The sequence below is a fragment of the Xanthocytophaga flava genome, assembly GCF_030068545.1.
Taxonomy (GTDB): Bacteria; Bacteroidota; Bacteroidia; order Cytophagales; family 172606-1; genus Xanthocytophaga; species Xanthocytophaga flava.
On the sequence record NZ_JASJOR010000008.1, the window covers coordinates 229,117 to 249,047 of the forward strand.

Consider the following 19,931-nt stretch of genomic DNA (forward strand, 5'->3'; position numbering starts at 1 on the left):
TTAAATAGGGTGGAAAGTATATGCATCTTAGATTGAGCTATTTTATGTTTGCTACTTTTCAAAGCAAAAAGTGATACACATAAAATTTGTCTGCTCACACTTAGTGACAGTCTTGCCTATCCTCAACATAATTTCGTTAACACTGAGCCCTTTTAGAAAATGAGGTTAATCTATCATTTTGCTGGAAAAAGTATATTTTAGCGCTATCATTTTTTAATGTCCTAAATACACTTAATTAGGCAATCAACTTATTAATTGATCAGACATATGAAAAAAATCGCTTTTGCTTTGTACTTGCTTTGTGGGTTTACTCCAACACTGCAAGGGCAAAACAACAAACAAGTATATAGTGTGGTGGAAAAAATAATCGGAAAGCACACTACACATACTAAAGTTCTCTCTACAAATATTACCAAACATTCCTATTCAAAGCAGGATACGAACCTTGTTATTATAAGTCCTGATAAACTTTTAACAGTTTCATTGAGTTTGCGAAATGGGGTTCCTACCTATTCTGTAAATTATAAAGGAAAGCTGATGCTGGAAGATTCCCCACTGGGATTGATAAGCACGATTGGGGATTTTAGTCAGTCAATGGTTTTATTTAGTAAAAAAGATTCCTCTATTGACAAAACCTATACACAAAGTAAGATTAAAAAATCTACAGTACACTACCAGGCAAATGAACTGACCTGTATCTATGTCAATCCCCAGAAACAACAGATACAAATTGTTTTCAGAGTAAGCAATAATGATATCGCCTTTCGGTATGTTTTGCCTCAGACAGCTGAAACATATCGCTGTATTATCAAAAAGGAAACAACTGGTTTTAACTTTCCTGCAATTACAACGACGTTCTTAACCCCACAGGCTAAGCCGATGATTGGCTGGAAGCAAACCAAACCAAGTTATGAGGAAGAGTACACTGCTGATTCTCCACTAGGCACGCCATCCAAATACGGTTTAGGATTTACCTTTCCCGGATTGTTTCGTATTGGAAATCAGGGATGGGTATTGCTTTCTGAAACAGGTGTAGGAAGTTCGTATTGTGGCTCCCGGCTCAGTGAAGGAACAAAAGATGGACTATTTACTATTTCTTTCCCTGAAAAAGGAGAAAATAATGGTATTGGAAATTCAGAACCGGGTATGGCTTTACCCGGAGAAACACCTTGGCGAACTATTACTGTAGGAGAGACTCTTAAACCTATTGTAGAAACTACTATTCCTTTTGATGTGGTAGAACCGCTTTATAAACCATCTATGGAATACAAGTTTGGGCGAGCTACCTGGAGCTGGATTATGTGGCAGGATAATAGTGCAAATTATCAGGATCAGATAACATATATTGACTTTGCTGCACAACTGGGATACGAATATGTTTTAATAGATGCCTTATGGGACAAACAGATAGGGTATGAACGTATGTCTGAACTATTGAAGTATGCGCAATCGAAAGGAGTGGGTATCTTTTTGTGGTATAATTCGAATGGGTTCTGGAATGATGCACCCCAAGGACCCAAACAACGAATGAATACATCGGTTGCACGCAAAAAAGAAATGCTGTGGTTGAAAAGCCTAGGTGTAAAAGGCCTGAAAGTGGACTTTTTCGGTGGTGACAAGCAGGAAACCATACAACTGTATGAAGACATTTTGAGTGATGCCAATGACTATGGATTAATGGTTATCTTTCATGGTTGTACACTTCCCAGAGGATGGGAACGTATGTATCCCAATTATGTAAGTAGTGAAGCAGTCCTTGCTTCTGAAAACCTGATCTTTAATCAGCATTTTGATGATAACGAGGCTTTCAATGCCTGTCTGCATCCCTTTATTCGGAATACAGTGGGAAGTATGGATTTTGGAGGAACTTTACTGAATAAACGCCTCAACCGTACTAATAATGGCGGAACGACCCGAAAAACAACTGATATTTTCCAGTTAGCAACGGCAGTACTATTTCAAAGTCCAATCCAGAATTTTGCGTTAGCGCCAAATAACCTTACAGATGTACCAGGATTTGAGATAGACTTCATGAGGCAAGTACCCACATCCTGGGATGAAACCCTTTATATTGATGGCTATCCTGGTAAATATTGTGTACTGGCGCGTCGTTACGGAGCAAAATGGTATGTGGTAGGTGTAAATGCAGGAAAGGACGCCTTGAAATTAAAACTAAATCTACCCATGTTAAAGAATTTAGAAGTATCCTGTTACTCTGATAAGAAAGATGGAAAGTCCGGTATGGAAAAGATTCAGATAAAGCAAGCTGGAACTGTATCAGTCGAAATTCAGCCTCAAGGTGGTATCATTCTGACTAACTAAGATAGCTAGGTTAATAACGAAAGTAGGAAAACCTGAAAATGCTTTTTGTTAAAAGTCAGGGTTTTTACCTAAGAAATGGAAAAATCAGTTGGCTGCTGGTCTACTACTATTTCAGCAGCTAATTGATTTTTTTAGAAGACATAGAATGGTAGCAACTTCCTGTACTAAACATAATCATAGTTCTTTTATTTTATCTCAAGTTAAATTCCGGTACTCTATTCTTATGTTCCATTTCAATTTTCATAAATATAAATATGGAAAGGAGTTGTTGGTAGATTGTTTTATGCTTTCTGAAGTAGCAGGGCTCAGTATGTCAATGAGGGAAGTGCATGCTACCTCCTTTTATGAGATTTTCTTTTTTATAGAAGGGGAAGGATCTGTGATAGTAGAAGGAAATAAACTTGATTTTAGCAGTCCAGTCGTATTACTTTTACCTCCTGCACAACCCAGGCAATGGGAAATAAAAATACGACCAGAGTGTATAATGGTAATCTTCGAAGGCGAATTTATGGAGATATTCCTGAAAGATTACCTGTTTTTGCATCGACTCTATTATTTTGGTAATTCGGATTGTCCTCCTTTGCTTCCAATAGAAAAACAAGATATTCAACGCTTTCAGGATTTGTTGTTGCAGATAAAAGAGGAAACACAAAACCTGTCTGCAGATAGTCAGCACTTACTACGTGCCTATCTGTATCAATTGCTGATCCTTCTTAATCGTAGTTATACTGCCTATTATGGACTGGAAGGAAATCTATATAAAAATACAGAACTGCTGAAATTTAAAGGCCTGTTGAAACAATACATTCGAGAAAAGCAGACTGTCAAAGAGTATGCAGAACTGTTGCAGATAAACCGCAACAGACTGAATCAACTTTGTCATGAGGTGTTTGGTAAGGATGCCAATATCATCATTCGAAATGAACTGCTTCAGTCATGTAAAAACGAATTACTGGCAAGTACCAAAACCATTGCGGAGATAAGCCATGAACACAATTTTTCGGCACCATCCAACTTTATTCGTTTCTTTAAATCAATGACTGCTATTTCTCCTTCTGCTTACCGGGCTCAATATGCAAATTGATACTATCTAATGCATATTGATAGCATTGAGCAGTAGAGCTAGCAGTAGCTTTGCATCATACAATTTCATTAACTGAAACTAACTATGATGTTAAAACAACTGCCCCCCGCTGTAACCTATCTTGTCAAAGACAATGGGAAAGTGAGAGTACATACCCTGGTATCTTCAGCACCTTTTTTCGCCAATGCTACTCATATTATAGAGCTACCTACCCAACTTATTCTTATTGACGGTCATTTCTTTGCCCAATATGGATATGAGTTTCGCCAACTGGCAGATAGCCTCAACAAGCCAATAACTCGTTTCTATGTAACACATGCCCACCCAGACCACTACCTGGGTATGGGAGATGCTTTTGCAGATGTAATAGTCTATGCGCTAGAAGAAATTACAAAATTAATTTTGCAGGCCGGTCCACATGAGTTAAAAGAAAAACAGCAACACTTTGGTAACCTGATTGCTACCCACCTTACCTATCCTTCCCAGATAGTAGAGCCAGGCGAGGAAGAGATCGATGGCGTCCGTTTCATTTTTGAAAAGGCGATTGATACAGAATCACCAGAGACACTTGTAATTAAACTACCAGACCTGAGAATTGCCATTGTGCAGGATATTCTGTATCACAATTCACATGCATTTATTACTCGGCCTGTTGCTGGATGGAAAGCTGCCTTACAAGAACTTAGGGATGATACTGCCTATGATACAATATTGGCTGGTCATGGCACGCCTGCAGATAAAGCAGATATAGATAATGCGATTCTGTATCTGGACAAAGTTGGCGAAATTCTCAGTCATGTGAACGATGCTATTGAGTATAAGCAACAGTTGTTAGCTGCATATCCCAATTATGCGGCAGCCAAACTAATAGATATTTATTTACCCATCTTGTTTGCCAATAAAGTTTAACCCTAGTCATATATACAGACCCCAGCTACCTTCTATAACAGAAATGTCCATATAGGTATTTGTCTTCAATATGTTGATAATAGTCTTGATACAAAGCCAAAATAGTAACAGATAAACTCAATTATTTATTAAACAACCTCAATAAACCAATGAAAAAGTTAGTAATAGCTGTGATTCTTGTTCTTGCTGTATTTACCCATGCCATGTCACAGGATTTGCCTAAAGCCTCTATTGTGATGGCAGCCAAAACCAGAAATGTAACCATTTATTCAGTAGTTGCTCCTCCTGAAATGTTTTCCAATACCACTCATATTATAGAACTACCACATCAGCTAATCCTTGTTGACGGACAATTTTTTGCCCCCTATGCATGGCAGGCTAAGGCATTGGCAGATAGCTTGAAAAAACCAATAACCCATTTTTATATATCCCACGATCATCCGGATCATTACATAGGTTTTGGTGATGCATTTCCAGATGCACCGGTCTATGCATTGGAAGAAACTAAAAAAGGAATTGAAAAAGAGGGGTTGGCGACTTTAAAAAAGAGGCAGGAACAGTTTAAGGGTGTTATTGCTAAATCGTTGAATGTGCCAACTCATGTACAGAAAGCAGGAAAAGAAGTGATAGATGGGGTGACTTTCATTTTTGAAAAGTCATTGAACAATGAAGCTGCTGTATCTTTGGTTATTAAAATTCCGGAGGCAAAGGCATATATCGCACAGGATATTGTGTATAACAAAACTCATTTATTTATTTCAGGCAATATGGATGGATGGCGTAACGCCTTGAAAAAAGTTGAGAGTGAAAGTAACTATACACTAATACTTTCAGGGCATGGAATTCCTTGCGATCGTTCTGTGCTAAAAGAAGATTTAAAGTACCTTGATTTTGTAGATAAGACATTAGCAGAATCTACCTCCAAAGAAGAATATAAGTCTAAGTTGTTAGCCACTTATCCCACTTATGGGGGAGATCATCTGATAGATATTTATCTGGCGTATTATTTGAAAAAGGACTGGGCGATCAAATGATAGAAAAACGAGTGTGTTATGAGACACGCTCGTTTTTCTTGTTTGTGAAAATTCTATGCTGCCTCTTATAAGTGTGCTTTGTTTATTTATCAAACTTCCGCTGGCGTTTTTCCGTTTCTGTGGGGAAGTCATCTGGAATAGGAATGTCTACTTTTCCAGTAGCAGCCCATTGACTACCCCGTTGAAGGCAGGAGATAAAACCTACACATTCTACAGAATAGTCAGCATGCCCCAGTGTCATATGGAAGATGCGTCCTTTTCCATAGTGAATGGTTATCAACGTGGGTTCGTTACAATCCGTACCATTGTTGCTTTTGGGTGAAAATGCCGTAGCCAGTATCTGCATGTTTTTAGCCGGGCCCCGTAACCGGTCATAGAGTTCATCCTTGTTGTGTAACCATTTTTTGGGCATTCCTTTGGTAATGGGATGGGTTGTATCACGAAGTGTAATCAGAAAGTCAAACTGAGAACCATGTGAACCGGCTTTGCCTGGTTGTGTATCCTTAACCAGCTTATTATTCTGATCATAATAAACATACGGACCATCTTTTTCAGTACGATCTCCCCAGCCTCCCAGACCAATCATCTGGTTATAGGCAGGCCATTCCGGAAAGGAGTTATCAGCTGCATGAATGACTACCAAACCACCTCCGTTTTTCATGTACTTTTCAAAGTCGGCCTGAGTTTTGGCTGTCCATGGAGCTGCATTCCAACCGAAATTACAGATGACAAGGTCATACTTTGAAAATTCTGGATGAAACGTTGAATCTACTTTTGACTGAGCCAGTGCCTGTGTTTGTCGCAGACCTTTGATGGGATAGGCTTCAATATATTTATCTCCCTGCCAGGTAAACTGTGTGCGTTGTAAATCTACAGAAAACTTTCCGGTTTGTTCCAGATACTGTTTCATCATGGCTGTAATCTTGGGCCATTGTTCATGGTTATTTTGACCATCCACAATAAGAGCACGTATTCGGGAAGATTGTGCAAATGCTGGCACGAAACAAATAGCCAGACACAATATGATCAGAAATGAAAAATCTTTTTTGGTAAGCATGATGATTTCAATATAGATTCAGGTGTTTTTGACCTTAGTGGTAGTCTGGATTATTTTTAAAGAATAAAAAGATAGGGGTATTTACTCTGAAATACCAATTTTCGGAATAGTTTGACTAACATAAAGCTACCTATCTTAAAAGAGACTGATATGATTTTACATCCAGATTCTTTTTCGGATATGCATTGTTCGTTGGCACGTTCTTTTTTCAATTAAACTTTCACTAATGTATGAAAATTATGAGACGCTCAGAAGAATATTTAACACCACAGCAAGTAGAACGTATCTTTCATAAAGAAGATATAAAGTTAGCATTGCGTAACTATCTGACTTATCTGATAGAATATAAGCAGCTTCCGAGACAGGAAAATTCACTTGAGGTGATACGTAAACAGTTTTTTCTCGAAAATAGGGTGGACGTAGCCAAAACTCTGTTTTCCACAACTCTGATGACGCATCACTCGCTGCATTTACAAAATGTACATGGGGAAGACTCGCAGGAACAGCATGCAGACCAAAAACTTATCTCGACTTTGGAAAACCTATCCATCTCAAATCTGGAGCGTTTACTATTTATGGTTGATAATACAGAAGAAGTTAATCGTTAAGGCTGAATAGAATCCAGACTATTAACGATTAACTTCTGTCTTGTAAAACTGTAATAATAGCTCTAGGGCAACTCGAGCTGAATTTGTGTACTCTCCCAATTGCCACCATGAGCTGGCACCATTTGTGGAGTTCTACCAACAACTGGTGTAAAAAGGATACCGGCAGAGCCTTTGGCTTCGGCAGGCTTCAAACCAAATGCAGGATAGTAGCCTGCATAGGTACCCACTTCACGCATTTTTAGCTCTCTACCATCAGTGAGTTTAGCCTTGATGATATACTTTCCTACTGGTATGTTGACAATGATTAACTTAGTATAGCCAATCTTTTTATAGATCTTGAATGACTTGGTTTCTCCATATAATCCTGGTTCTTGAGGGATAAGCTGTAATTCAATTTCTCCATCCGCAGGTAAGTAGTTAGGAACATTGTGATCCCAGTCTACCTGATAATCCAGACTAATAGAGCCTCCATAATAGTTGTTGGAATTGCTAGGTTGCTGGAGAACCTCCTCTTTATCACCTACACCATAAGACTCAAGAACAAAATTTTCTACACTCCCTGTTTCTGAGGAAAACCCTGATATATTGTCATCTGCCGGATGTAAGCCTACTACTGCTCTTCCATCTCCATAATCGATGGTATAGCCTGTTGCATAATAGTGAACAGCTCCAATAGGAAGGTTTATTTCATAATATCCTTTTTCATTAGTTTCGGCAGAAGCCCCACTGTAAGAGCCACCAATTACAGTCACCCGCACTCCTATATAGGCTCCCTTTATCGGTTTTCCACTCAAATCTGCTACATACCCCCGGAGTACCCCTTTTTTAACAGATAGTGAAGGGAAATTTGGAGTTCGGGGCTGAACATTGCCCATTACATTTACATAAAATTCGTTCCCACTCAGACGAAAAGTAGCTTCTCCATTGACGACAGGAAGTGGAGGCTGGCTACTCCAGTCAGGATTTGCAGAATCACCAGGACTTGTCGTGTCAGAGTCTTTTTTGCAGCTACATGCAAATAAGGTGAAGACTAAGGAAGTTGCAAGTAATACTTTGGTTGTCATAGTCATAGTATTTAATATAAGTTGATAATAGATGTTTGCGACAATGCAGATTCGTCTGGTAGGTAACCAGTATTGAAAAGATCTATATATCTAATACAAGTGCTTACTTTAAGCGAATACACTATCCCTGTCAGACCATTTACAAGGCATATTCAGGTTTAGGTGGAAAATTAGGTTTGATAGCCTTCCACTCAAGCGTGACTCCAAACTCAGGAATGTTGCCATCCGTATATTCTATTCCAGATCGGTCCAATCCTTTCCCTTCTACTTTTCCGGCTTTAATTGTAAAGTCCTGGTCAAACTGAAAATTGAATAGCAGAAAACTCTTTCCGGGGTTTTCCAGTGTCATATTATCGTAGGCTTGATCAGAGGTGCCACTGGATGAACTACAGGCCCAATCATTGTATACTGAATTCTGGGAGGACTTTACAGCAATAAAGTTCAATCCACTTAGTTCGAATCCGTTTGTTTTTTCTGTACTAATGAGTAAAACCCCTTCCTGATTAGGTTTATTTATATCATAAAGTCCAATCTCTCCCTGTTGGGATATCCAGTTGGCATAATAAGTATAGGTACAATTTTCATCCTTGTTTACATACTTTGCAGACCCACCAAACTTATAGATTGCTTTACTATCTCTGGCAGGACCCGTAAAAGGGGAGGCGTCTATTTTCACAGGTGTAAGTCCTGCCGCTTTTCTGTATTGTGCAATGTCTCTTCTCAAATGAACCTTCAGCGTTATTTCTTCCATATAGGACCCTGCAGAAGGTCGTTTGTATATCAATTCTCCTCTCCACTCAGTGAGTATTCTTGGTCGACTTTCATTGCCTTTAACTTTCACGATTACATCTCCTGCAGACCCTTTACGTGAAGATTTGATCTTACATTTGATCATCTGGGGTGTCCACTCCAGTATTTCTGTTGTTTCCCCATCAATGGTTATAGATCGTTCGCCAGCTCCAGGATCTTCACCAAAAAGGCCATAAATAAACAGCCAGTCGAAATACTCATATACCTGCATATAGGAAATGGAAGGTCTGAGTACAATATCTTTATTGGGACCTTCCTGGTATTTTAGAAAGGCTACCTGATAAGGCCTTGATGAATAGGGTGTTGATTCGACAAGGTTTCTCTTGACCATATCCTTATATACAGAAGGAAAGTCGAAAGACCTTTGTTTGGGTGTTTCATGAGGGATCACAGGATATCCTTGTAAATTCACTCCCAGTAATCGGTCAAATACAAAGGAAGTTGCTTTGTGTGCATCATCATCTCCCACGTTATCAGACCATCCGATCACAGTACCTGTTCCCTGTGACTTGCTATGAAATGCCCACCAGTAATCTTTTACTCTAAAGCTCTGACACAAATCAAGGTAGATCAGGCTGTTTTTAGGGAAAGACATGTATTTATCAATGAACTTAGCTGTAATCGCAAAATGGGTTTCAGCTACTTTTTTCCCATTTTCATGTCTGTCATAGGCATCCATATACACCAGTTCCCCTGCTTTGATTTCCTTCCTGTACTTTTTCTCTAAGTCTACTGTCACCTTTTCTGTGGTCCATGATCCATAAATAGAATCGTTTGGATTGTCTTTAAATCTTCCCATTCCCCCATGTGAACAGTAATAAAATACCCCTGCATCTTTGATTTCTTTCAGATTTTTGATGGTTGCATCAACAATAGTGGCTTTGTACCCTGTCTTTTGTTTTTCAAAGTCGAAAAGGAATTTATAAAAAGGAGTTCCGATATACGAACTCTTAAAATAGTTGCCAACTCCTTTGAAAATGTAGACATTATTACTTTCAGGAATAGCCGGATATTCATAGGCTGTAGTTCTTTGGCTAGAGGAGGTTTGTTTCAGCTTTCCATAATCAGGTATAGGAATATCTTTATCTGTGTTGCGGTTATTGACCATCATATAGATAGCTCCATCAGTGAATTGAGCTATTATGTTATCGGACGTTTCATCATACTCTACCTTTTTGAATTCGGGAATCTTTTTCAGTTGAGCAACAATAGCATTTTGTGCCTTGGCTCTATCATTCCAGGAGAGGTCATTAAGAAAGATATTGATAGATTCAAAGATTTCTACCCTTCGTTCTGCCACAATGGTATCTCCATGGGTAGTATCTGGTTCTTCATCAGAAGGTGGATTATTTTTTAGTACATCATCCTTTTTGCAGTTCATCAGGCAGAACAACAAAAGGAGTAAGCTTAATAGGGATACATAGTTTTTCATAGTAGTCATAGAAATCCAGTAAGTGGATTGTAAAATGTGGATGGATTGTATAAGAGGAATGAGTTTCTGCAAAATCCTCTTCTGTTTTTACATAATAATGCTGCAATGTAGAGTAGAAATGTATATGATTATTGGTGCAAAGCCTTCTGTAGACAGATAACCGGATTAATCGTTGAACTACAGAAAGTGAGGTTGAATGACCAGAAAAGAATGATGCATTTGGTAGAATAAGTAGTAATTTGTTGTCTGTCGACTGAAACTGTTTTATGTCTGTTTAGATTGTCTGGAAAGATTGTACACTGTAAATTTGGAAAAGGCGTATTGTCCCCAGTTATCTTTTCGCGTTATTGACGTGCTATGCGTTCTCTTCTTCATCATTTCAAATGGAGGCAAGTACTTCCGGATATTATATTCTGGTTGGCGGCAACTTTAATCCTAACCCTGTTTTACAGGCCTACTTTGCCCAGCTACGGATTTGCTTTTAGACTTGTATTGCTGGTTATGCCTATCAATATCCTGTATTATTATGTAGTAGTGAAATGGTTACTTCCTCAATTTCTGTATAAGAAGAGGTATGTGTGGCTTAATGTAAGTATACTAGGCATGGGGCTGATAGCTGCGTTATTCTTTCGTCTCAATGAGATTTTGTTATTATATCCACTGATCAGTGATGCCTATATAAAAGCTGGATGGACCTTATCCTACAAAATTCATGAACCCTTTCTGAAACAGTTAACAGATCCGGTATATATAGTTAATGCCATTGAACAAAGCAATATCATAGTCTGGATTGCCCTCGGTATTACATTTTTCCGGATGTGGTTTGAGAGGCGACAGGCTGCTATGGAGGCAGAACTCAATTTGCTAAAAGCACAGGTGCATCCTCATTTTTTGTTCAATACACTCAATAACTTGTATTCACTCACACTACAAAATTCACCGCAGTCGCCTGCTATTGTATTAGGGCTATCGGCCATTTTGCGCTATATGTTGTATGAGTGCAATGCCGAGTTCATATCGCTTGCCAAAGAAGTACGGATTCTGGAAAGTTATATGGAGCTTGAGAACATTCGTTATAAAGAGAGATTAGATCTGAACTTTACCCGTAAAGGAGATTTATCCAACCAGGAAATTGCCCCTCTGCTGTTGATGCCATTAGTTGAAAACGCCTTTAAACACGGTGCCAGTCAGGAAATGACACAAGCCTGGATTAATATCGATCTTCAGGTAAAAAGTAACAAGCTAAAGTTTAAGGTGTCTAACAGTATACCTGACAAAGACCTGATGAGAAGTGTTGAATCAAACGATATACTTGTTGAGAAGGATGGAATAGGCTTAGCCAATATCCAAAAAAGACTAGAGATAATTTATCCATCTGCACATAGACTTCGCGTATTTGAGGAGGAAGATATGTTTCTGGCTATTCTGGAAGTGGACCTGGATAAACGAGTGGGTATATAATGGCAGACGATGCCTGTTGAATAAGAGTAATTTGTGTAAATTTACTATTTTGTGAATTCACTACTACAAGAAGAGTTAATGAATGAGGCAACTATAAAATTAAAGGTGCTATTGGTAGATGATGAACCTTATGCCCTGGACATTCTTGAAACCTATCTTCAAGGACTTACAGAAATGGAAATAATAGGGAAATGTTCCAATGCTCTTGAGGCCTTTCAGATTTTACAAAAAACTTCTGTGGACTTGTTATTTTTGGATATACGGATGCCAGGATTACAAGGGACTGAGTTAATCAGAAGCCTTAAAAATCCTCCTAAAGTTATTTTTACTACTGCTTTTGAAAACTATGCACTGGAAGGGTTTGAATTAAATGCAGTAGATTATCTGTTAAAACCTATTTCCTTTTCGCGTTTTTTAAAAGCAATAGACAAAGTATTTGCTTTGTTGCATACTAGAAACACCCATACTATCAACCAGATAACAGAGCCTTCCCTTTCTGTTCAGGAAGTTTTTATTTACCTGAAAGTAGAAAGAAAAACGATGAAAATTAATGTGGTTGATATTTTATGGATAGAGAGTGAGGGTGATTATGTAAAAGTAAAGCTGAAAGAGAAGGTAGTAGTTTCAAAACATAAGATCAGTTTACTGGAAGAACTTTTGCCAGAAGATCAGTTTATACGAATACACAGATCCTATATGGTCTCTATTGTAAAGATTAATAGCTTTCATGCAAATTTTGTAGAAATTGGAGGAGCAAAATTGCCGATTGGAAGAAGCTATAAGGAAGAATGTAGGAAGCGGTTTAAGACCAGTTTCTAATAAAAAACAGGGGCCACTCCTGTATTGGTGCAAAGAAAAAATGTAATCTGTTGTGGGGATTAATTGTAGTTTGTGCCTTTGAACATGTGAGCGCTAGTACTCGATATTTAGTTCCCATAAAGATTAATAATGAAATTATTTTGCATTTTTTTTCTGATCAGAAGTTTATGCCTTACTAAAAATTTAATAGTAAGAGAGAATATTAAATTTGATGTATGGTAATAATAAAGGAGCTTCTTAACTCCTTTTGGCTGTAAACTATTCCTCAAGCTGAAACATGATTTTTGTTTGCCATTTAGCAGGATTAGGTTCAAATTCTGGGTCAATCAGATAAAATTCAGTGCGGCCACCCCATCGGGTAACGCCTTGAGATGACTGTATTTTTTCTTTCAACCCTTTTTGCCTAATCCAATTTTCCAAGGCCATATGCCCTTCCATCATGTCTTTGAAATCACCCGAGTAAATGAGGCTTGCATATTTCCCTTCAGGAAAGCTACCTAAGTGGATATGGGAATTACCTTCAATGGGTACATCAATAGTAAAACCGGCCTCACATTCAAGCTCATTATTCTCATTGATTGACTTGTATAAGAAAAAGTCAGGACCATTGGGTTCAATCTTATTTGTGTGCATCCATTGTCTGACTTCTGAAATCAATGGGGGTAGGACTTGGGAAATCTTGTTCATATACACAGTCTTTGCAATGGCTAGATAATAGCGAAGTGTCTGATATTCGATCTTAGGTTCTGAAAGCATATAATGGTTTGTTGTTTGGCAAGTTTACGTAATCGGAAAGTAACTTAAAGGGTGTAGCTCCGGCAAAATAAGTGGTGGATTACGACATAGCTTCTGTACGGTTGAGTTCTATAGATTGAGTAAGTTGTTTATGATCAGTTAGATAGGCGTGAAATAGTGGGATTGTGAACCCTGCTCCATTCTTCCAATGTATCTGTGATAGTATTAAAATTTTACATTGCCTTACTTTACCAGCATAGAAAATTTATAAGGCATTCATAAATTTCTGCTCTATTGCATGTTTAAATTATATAAACGAATATTGTATAAAACTCACTGTATTCTATCACCGCACAAAAATGGCAAATAAAAAACCAAACGAAATGAGTGACGAAGAATTGCTCAAAACTGAGAAGACTCTGAAACTATTCATCACGATGGGGATTAGTGCGGCTGTGTTGATGTTGGCAGTTGGCATATGGCTCTCCATAGTAAAACACAAATTTAGTGCTTTGACTGCCATTCCGATGTCAATGGGAGTGATTGTGATAGTGAATGCAAATAGCTTAAAAACAATACAAAAGGAGAAAAAGTCCAGAGGCTTATTGTAAAGGCTTAGAAAATCAGTCATTTATATTGATTTAACTATTGCATTAGTGAATAGATTGACTGGTATTCGAATATTTTTTCAACCTGACCAGAATTCCAGTCAAAGTTGAAAGCGACCGGAAGTATGGTCAAAAACAAAAGTGAACAGAGTTCCAGTCATTTTGTAAAGTGATTCTAAGTATGGTCAATTACTTTGCTAAACAATTGCTTGATCACTCAGCCTTCAATTGTCATTTTGACCATACTTTAAATATTTTTACTGAGTGACCACAATTACTGTCATTCTTCAGCGACCATAAGCATGGTTTTGGAGGGAAAAGATAGGTGGGTGTTGCTAATTTACAGAATCTAAAACTTCTTCATCTAAAGCGAGTATATTTGTATTTTAAGTACCATAACTACCTTATCTGTCTATAATACATATAAAATACGATTGAGTGTGTGAAGTCATCTGTAAAGTTCATCTATTATTTCTTTGCCTTTTTATGGTTAGTAAGTCTACTCGCTGGCCCTTTTTTTACTTTTTTTCCCTCTGCTATAAGCTGTGAACTTCCCTGGTTTGATATCTCTAATGTCATAGTAGATCAGAAGGGAAATACATATATAGGTCTTCCTTTTTATGGAAGAGTACAATTGTATGACAAAGAAGGAAATTTTCGGAAGCAGTGGCACATTGGTCATGGTAATGGAGGATCTTTTAGATTAATTCTGAGTCCTAACCAATATATTGAAGTTGCTACTGCACAGGGAAGATCTTTGAATACATTTGACTCAAAAGGAAAGCTAATCAAAGTCAAACACAATACAGATCTATTTCATAGATTAGATGATAAAAGAACTCATCCCTTTGTTGATAGGAATAAAAACGAATATGGTATCAAGGATAAGGTTCTGTTTCCTGAAATTATTCGGAAGTCTCCTTCTGGAAAAGAAGACCTGGTAGCTAAAATGCCATGGTATTTGTTTTTTATACATCCATTCTATACAGTTTGCTGCCTGGTCGTGAGTGGTTTGATGCAATGGGTAACTAATAAGAGAAAAAATATTAATTATTGACAAAGCCATATAAAAGGAAACATACGTTCACTTTATTGAGTGTTAGTCTGTTATCGGAACAAGTAAATATCCAATTCTCTGCTATTATTTTCATTTTTCTTGCCATTAGTTGAACTATTCTAGCAAAATAGATCAGAGTATGACATATTCTGTTAAATTGAAGACATGAATTTGTCGTTTCGGCTAATCACCCCACAAGCTAACCGTTCCTATAGCTTTCGTAGAGAGCTACTGGGTTTTACTACACTCTGGCATTACCATCCGGAGCTGGAGCTGGTGTATTTTATGAAAGGGAAAGTGAATGCCCTTGTTGGTGATACATTTCGAGACTTCGCAGAAGGAGATTTGGTTTTACTAGGTTCCAACTTTCCGCACATATTCAAAGAACAACCAGAATATCAGGCAGCTAACCCTACGGTAAATCCGTATGGCCTAATGCTTCAGTTTCAGGAAAATTTTCTCGGAAAAGAGTTTCTCGAAAAGCCTGAAACTATCAGATTGCGCCATCTGTTTGAGCGTGCCCGTCGTGGACTGTTATTTAAACCCAATGTGGTAGAGTCGTTACAACCTGTATTGGAAACGCTGCATACCCAGGGAGAAACGCGCCAGTTGTTGATGTTGCTGGATATTCTCTTCACCATGGCTGAAACTCAGGACTATGATTACCTAACCAATCAGGATTACTTTTTTCATATCAACGACGATGATGAGCATAGGCTGGCTCGTGTACGGCAGTATGTATATGAAAACTTTAAGTCCAAGATTACGGTAGCTAAAGTAGCTTCTATTGCCAATATGAGTGAAACAGCCTTTTGTCGTTACTTTAAAAGTCGTACCTCCAAAAACTTTACCCGTTTTCTGAATGAAGTCCGGGTGGCATATGCCTGTAAGGTTCTGCACAAACCAGATACTACAGTTTCAGATGCCTGCTTTCGGTCGGGCTTTAATAGCCTTTCCTACTTCAACCGGCAATTTAAAGCTATTATGCAAGTTTCACCTCAGCGATATCTACGCTAAGTCAACCAGATAGTTAATTAAGTTAGTAATTGAATGGTAATCCTTAGCTGCAAGTAATGAGTATACATAATTGAAAATATAAATATTAAAAGAAAAAGTAATATTAAGTAATGGGAGAGTATATGGTAGGTTCTGATTGTCAATGAGTTAAAAATAAATAGGTGTGTGTATAAACAGGCACTACTAAATCAGCAGCAGATTGTTATTTTCTTTGATTCGTCTTTATTTCTGGTCCATCTTCACTTTGAAAATGTATATGGTTATTGTCTTAACAGTAGTAATTCGTCTTGAAAGCATGTTTAAATTCTATTCCCTGAGGTAAAAAAATAGGTAAGGAGTCTATTAGTAAAACCTGTTCGCTTGACTCTTCCAACAAGGCTTTCTTTTGTTTAATGAAAATTGTGTTGTAAAGACACCTCTCGTGCATTTCTATTTTTTGGGAAGAAGCTACTGAATTGAAGCATCCCGTTGACAGCCATACAAGCAAAAGTTTTACACTTTTCAAATCATACTATTTACTTATCAGCAATTTACATCTGTAATCCAACATCTGACAAGTAGCCTAAGATCCTATAAAAGATTTACCTGGATCTGCTACCTGTGATTAGTGGGTTCGCTATGCTTTTGCCTGAAAGTATCTAGATAATAATTCACTTTCACACCTTTTAAAGCAAAATCTTTTATGAAAAAACAATTACCAGATGGCTTGCCATCCATTTTGCTACCAACTAATGCCAGGTTGCTGGTGTTAAACATACTTATCTTCTTTGTATGCTCTACAAGAATACTCGCTCAAAATACCTCCATCAGGGGAAAAGTACTGGAAGGTACCAGTAAGGAACCACTGATAGGAGCCAGCGTAACTGTTAAAGGCGAAAGAATAGGAACAATTACAGATGCTAAAGGGGAATTTAGTTTGTCTGTACCTCCCAATGCTGTACTTGAAATTTCCTCAATTGGCTATGTAACTCAAAGCGTGACTGTGGGTAACCAGACAATGCTTACAATTACACTGGCTGAAGATTTAACCAATCTGGGTGAGGTGGTAGTTACAGCATTAGGTATCAAGAAAGAACAGAAAAAACTGGGCTATGCAACTTCCACAGTTTCAGCCGAACAAATCAGCGAGAATCGGTCTCCTAACTTTATCAATACACTTTCTGGCAAAATTGCCGGAGTAAATATTTCATCGCTGGGTACAGGGCCTGGGGGGACGGCCAAAGTCCGGATTCGTGGCCAATCCTCCATTGGTGGTCAGAACGGACCTCTCATTGTTATAAATGGCGTTCCCATCAACAATACCAACTTCGGCTCTAATCAGGGGAATAGTGGTGCTGATAACTCCATTGCCAGTCGCATTGCCACCAACACATCAGACGGTGGAGACGGCCTGTCCAGCATTAACCCAGATGATATCGAAAGTATGACTGTGTTGAAAGGAGCAACTGCGGCTGCGCTGTATGGATCACGAGCCAAAGATGGGGTGATAATGATTACCACTAAGTCCAAAGGGGAGAAAAAGGGGATTGGTCTTTCGTATAATCTCAACTATACCAATGATACTCCGTTAGATTTTACTGACTATCAATACGAGTATGGACAAGGGGAAAATGGTGTTCGACCCACAACAGCTAACCCTACATCCGGACAATGGTCGTTCGGTGAAAAGTTTGCCCCAGGCATGACTCAGGTTTTATTTAACAACATTACTGTACCATATGTCCCTGTACGCAACCGCATTCGCGATTTTTATCGAAACGGACAAAATGTCTCGCATACAGTTTCCCTATCAACCAATGGTGAGAAAGGCGGACTGAATTTATCCATTGCCAATATTGATAACAAGGGCATTGTACCTAACAATTCGTTTAACCGGAAGATTATAAATCTTGGCTTTTCCTATAATCTGAGTCCAAAGCTGAGCTTTGCAGGTAATATCAACTACTCAAATGAGAAAACCAGAAACGCACCCAATATTTCACAGCAAGACCTGACGATTCCTACTTCTCTAATGAATCTGGCTAATTCCATGCCACTAGATTTGTTAGAGGCTAATAAGTTTAATGCAGATGGAAATGAAACCGTATACTCACGGTTTACCAATCGGACTAATCCGTATTTTACTTTGTCTGAACGATTTCAGAATGTAACACGAGACCGTGTGTTTGGCAATGTCTCAGTCAAATATAACATTCTGTCCTGGTTGTCTGTACAGGCTCGTGTAGGTCAAGATTACTGGTCACGGGATCAGGATTACAACACGCCCACAGGTACCGCGTTCCTATCTCCTGCACCAGCAGGATTTGTCAATGGTAACTATGTACAGGAAACCCGCCGGTTCCGTGAAATCAACAAAGACATCCTGATTTCTGCTTCTAAAACATTTGGAAAATTTGGTATAGATCTTAATGTTGGTGGAAATCAGCTGTATGTACGTCAGGATTACAACTCTGTATATGTACAGGATTTTGTTGTGCGGGGACTGTATACTGTCATGAACAGCCGTCAGAAAGAACCCCTTTACGTTCTGACAGAACGAGCTGTTAATTCTCTTTACGGATCAGGTGAGTTTTCGTTTAAGAATTTTTTGTTTTTAAACGTGACTGCACGTAATGACTGGTTCTCTACTCTTTCCCCAGCCAATCGAAGCATTCTCTATCCATCCGTTTCACTGAGTTATGTATTGTCTGACTCGTTTGATGGTTTACCACAATGGGTCAATTTTGTCAAACTCAGAGCCGCTTATGCTCAGGTAGGTAGCGACACCGATGTCCCTGCTTACTCAAACAACTTATTTTATAACATCAACCCTGCCTTGTTTGCCAATCCTTCAGGCTCTATGCAGCCAGTGGGGACCATATCTGGTAACACAGTTCCTAATCCCAATCTGAAACCCATGCGTGTAGACGAAAAAGAAGCGGGTTTTGAAGTAAAGTTGTTTAATAACCGTGTCAATATTGACTTTGCTATATATAAAAAGGTAACTAACGACCAGATAGTAACAGCTCAGGTTTCAGATGCTTCGGGTTACATAAATACCTTAGTAAACAGTGGTAAAAGCCAAAATATAGGCCAGGAGATGTTACTAAATCTGGTTCCTGTTCAGTCATCGGCGTTCAAATGGGATATTACTTTCAATGCCTCTCACAACAAAACCAAAGTGTTGAGTTTACTTACTGACAATCCCGGTGAAAAAATTACTGTGGGGACTGGTTTCTTTGGAGGAGAATTGCGTCAGGTTGTAGGTCAGGAAATGGGCCAAATCTATGCCTTCGGTTTCAGACGAGATGACCAGGGACGACAGGTATTTGGTTCCAGTGGACTTCCTCTTCGCACTGCCAACCTGATTAGTTTTGGGAGTGCATTACCTGAATGGGTAGGGGGTATTACCAATAGTTTTAATTACAAGGGTATTGCACTTTCGTTTCTGATTGACTTTAAGTTGGGTAATACCATGATTTCCAACACCAATATGAATGCCTATCGTCATGGACTGCACAAGGCAACATTGGTAGGCAGAGAGGGTGGTGTAGTAGGAGTAGGAGTAAATGAACAAGGAGAAACCAATACGGCAAAAGCCAATGCACAGGATTATTATTCCATTCTTCGTACACAATCCATTCTTGAATGGGTAGTATACAATGGAGGCTTCTGGAAACTTCGCCAGATCAGTGTAGGATACGATTTTTCAAAATTCTTACCCAAAAATTCACCCATTTCTGGAGTTAAGCTAAGTTTTGTTGCTAATAATGTACTTATGCTGAAAAAATGGATAGACAATATTGATCCTGAATCGTTTGGCAATTCATCTGATAACCTTTCCGGTATTGAAATGACAGGTTTGCCTACTACCCGTAGTCTGGGTTTTAACCTCAATGTTAAATTCTAACGTGTGTTTTTAACCTGCTTAAAAA

General features: G+C 38.5%; 15 protein-coding genes. 11 read left to right on the plus strand and 4 right to left on the minus strand.

The features are described from left to right. The first annotated feature begins 267 nt into the window (after positions 1-267). The 4 genes from QNI15_RS14255 (at position 268) to QNI15_RS14270 (ending at position 5,349) form a co-directional block, all read left to right on the plus strand. On the plus strand, positions 268-2,322 hold the full coding sequence (locus tag QNI15_RS14255; protein WP_313992800.1) for a glycoside hydrolase family 97 protein: 2,055 nt from the start codon (positions 268-270) through the stop codon (positions 2,320-2,322). 223 nt (positions 2,323-2,545) lie between these two features. Beyond that, entirely contained in the window at positions 2,546-3,406 is an 861-nt protein-coding gene (locus QNI15_RS14260) for a helix-turn-helix domain-containing protein (RefSeq protein ID WP_313992801.1), read from the plus strand. Positions 3,407-3,490: 84 nt separating this feature from the next. After that, the gene (locus QNI15_RS14265) at positions 3,491-4,315 is read left to right on the plus strand and encodes an MBL fold metallo-hydrolase (RefSeq protein ID WP_314032250.1); all 825 of its coding nucleotides are present in this window, start codon (positions 3,491-3,493) and stop codon (positions 4,313-4,315) included. 149 nt (positions 4,316-4,464) lie between these two features. Beyond that, complete coding sequence (locus tag QNI15_RS14270; protein WP_314032252.1) at positions 4,465-5,349, plus strand: hypothetical protein; 885 nt, start codon at positions 4,465-4,467, stop codon at positions 5,347-5,349. A gap of 82 nt (positions 5,350-5,431) precedes the next feature. Here the strand turns inward: QNI15_RS14270 and QNI15_RS14275 are convergent, their stop codons facing one another. Further along, positions 5,432-6,406 (minus strand): ThuA domain-containing protein, encoded by a 975-nt coding sequence (locus QNI15_RS14275; protein WP_314032253.1) that lies wholly within the window; start codon positions 6,404-6,406, stop codon positions 5,432-5,434. Positions 6,407-6,645: 239 nt separating this feature from the next. On the opposite strand from QNI15_RS14275, the gene QNI15_RS14280 reads away from it, so the two are divergent. Beyond that, the gene (locus QNI15_RS14280; RefSeq protein WP_314032254.1) at positions 6,646-7,014 is read left to right on the plus strand and encodes a hypothetical protein; all 369 of its coding nucleotides are present in this window, start codon (positions 6,646-6,648) and stop codon (positions 7,012-7,014) included. A gap of 62 nt (positions 7,015-7,076) precedes the next feature. Here the strand turns inward: QNI15_RS14280 and QNI15_RS14285 are convergent, their stop codons facing one another. Beyond that, positions 7,077-8,084 carry a carboxypeptidase-like regulatory domain-containing protein gene (locus tag QNI15_RS14285; RefSeq protein WP_314032255.1) on the minus strand — a complete coding sequence of 336 codons (1,008 nt, stop codon included), beginning with the start codon at positions 8,082-8,084 and terminating at the stop codon, positions 7,077-7,079. Positions 8,085-8,217: 133 nt separating this feature from the next. After that, positions 8,218-10,320: an IPT/TIG domain-containing protein gene (locus tag QNI15_RS14290; RefSeq protein ID WP_314032256.1), complete on the minus strand. Its 2,103-nt coding sequence runs from the start codon at positions 10,318-10,320 to the stop codon at positions 8,218-8,220. A 357-nt stretch (positions 10,321-10,677) separates the two neighbouring features. On the opposite strand from QNI15_RS14290, the gene QNI15_RS14295 reads away from it, so the two are divergent. Then, the gene (locus QNI15_RS14295) at positions 10,678-11,781 is read left to right on the plus strand and encodes a sensor histidine kinase (protein ID WP_313992814.1); all 1,104 of its coding nucleotides are present in this window, start codon (positions 10,678-10,680) and stop codon (positions 11,779-11,781) included. Positions 11,782-11,832: 51 nt separating this feature from the next. After that, on the plus strand, positions 11,833-12,600 hold the full coding sequence (locus QNI15_RS14300; RefSeq protein ID WP_313992816.1) for a LytR/AlgR family response regulator transcription factor: 768 nt from the start codon (positions 11,833-11,835) through the stop codon (positions 12,598-12,600). 258 nt (positions 12,601-12,858) lie between these two features. On the opposite strand, the gene QNI15_RS14305 is transcribed toward QNI15_RS14300, so the two are convergent. Continuing rightward, a complete protein-coding gene (locus QNI15_RS14305) occupies positions 12,859-13,356 on the minus strand; it encodes a GyrI-like domain-containing protein (protein WP_313992817.1) in 498 nt (165 codons plus the stop codon). A gap of 362 nt (positions 13,357-13,718) precedes the next feature. Between QNI15_RS14305 and QNI15_RS14310 the strand changes: the two genes are divergently transcribed. The 4 genes from QNI15_RS14310 to QNI15_RS14325 all read left to right on the plus strand — a co-directional run bounded on the left by QNI15_RS14310 (position 13,719) and on the right by QNI15_RS14325 (position 19,906). After that, positions 13,719-13,946 carry a hypothetical protein gene (locus tag QNI15_RS14310; protein ID WP_314032257.1) on the plus strand — a complete coding sequence of 76 codons (228 nt, stop codon included), beginning with the start codon at positions 13,719-13,721 and terminating at the stop codon, positions 13,944-13,946. A gap of 439 nt (positions 13,947-14,385) precedes the next feature. Next, on the plus strand, positions 14,386-15,000 hold the full coding sequence (locus QNI15_RS14315) for a hypothetical protein (RefSeq protein WP_314032258.1): 615 nt from the start codon (positions 14,386-14,388) through the stop codon (positions 14,998-15,000). Between the two features lie 165 nt (positions 15,001-15,165). Then, positions 15,166-16,017: an AraC family transcriptional regulator gene (locus tag QNI15_RS14320; RefSeq protein WP_313980414.1), complete on the plus strand. Its 852-nt coding sequence runs from the start codon at positions 15,166-15,168 to the stop codon at positions 16,015-16,017. 682 nt (positions 16,018-16,699) lie between these two features. Continuing rightward, positions 16,700-19,906 (plus strand): SusC/RagA family TonB-linked outer membrane protein, encoded by a 3,207-nt coding sequence (locus QNI15_RS14325; protein WP_314032259.1) that lies wholly within the window; start codon positions 16,700-16,702, stop codon positions 19,904-19,906. The last annotated feature ends 25 nt before the right edge of the window (positions 19,907-19,931 follow it).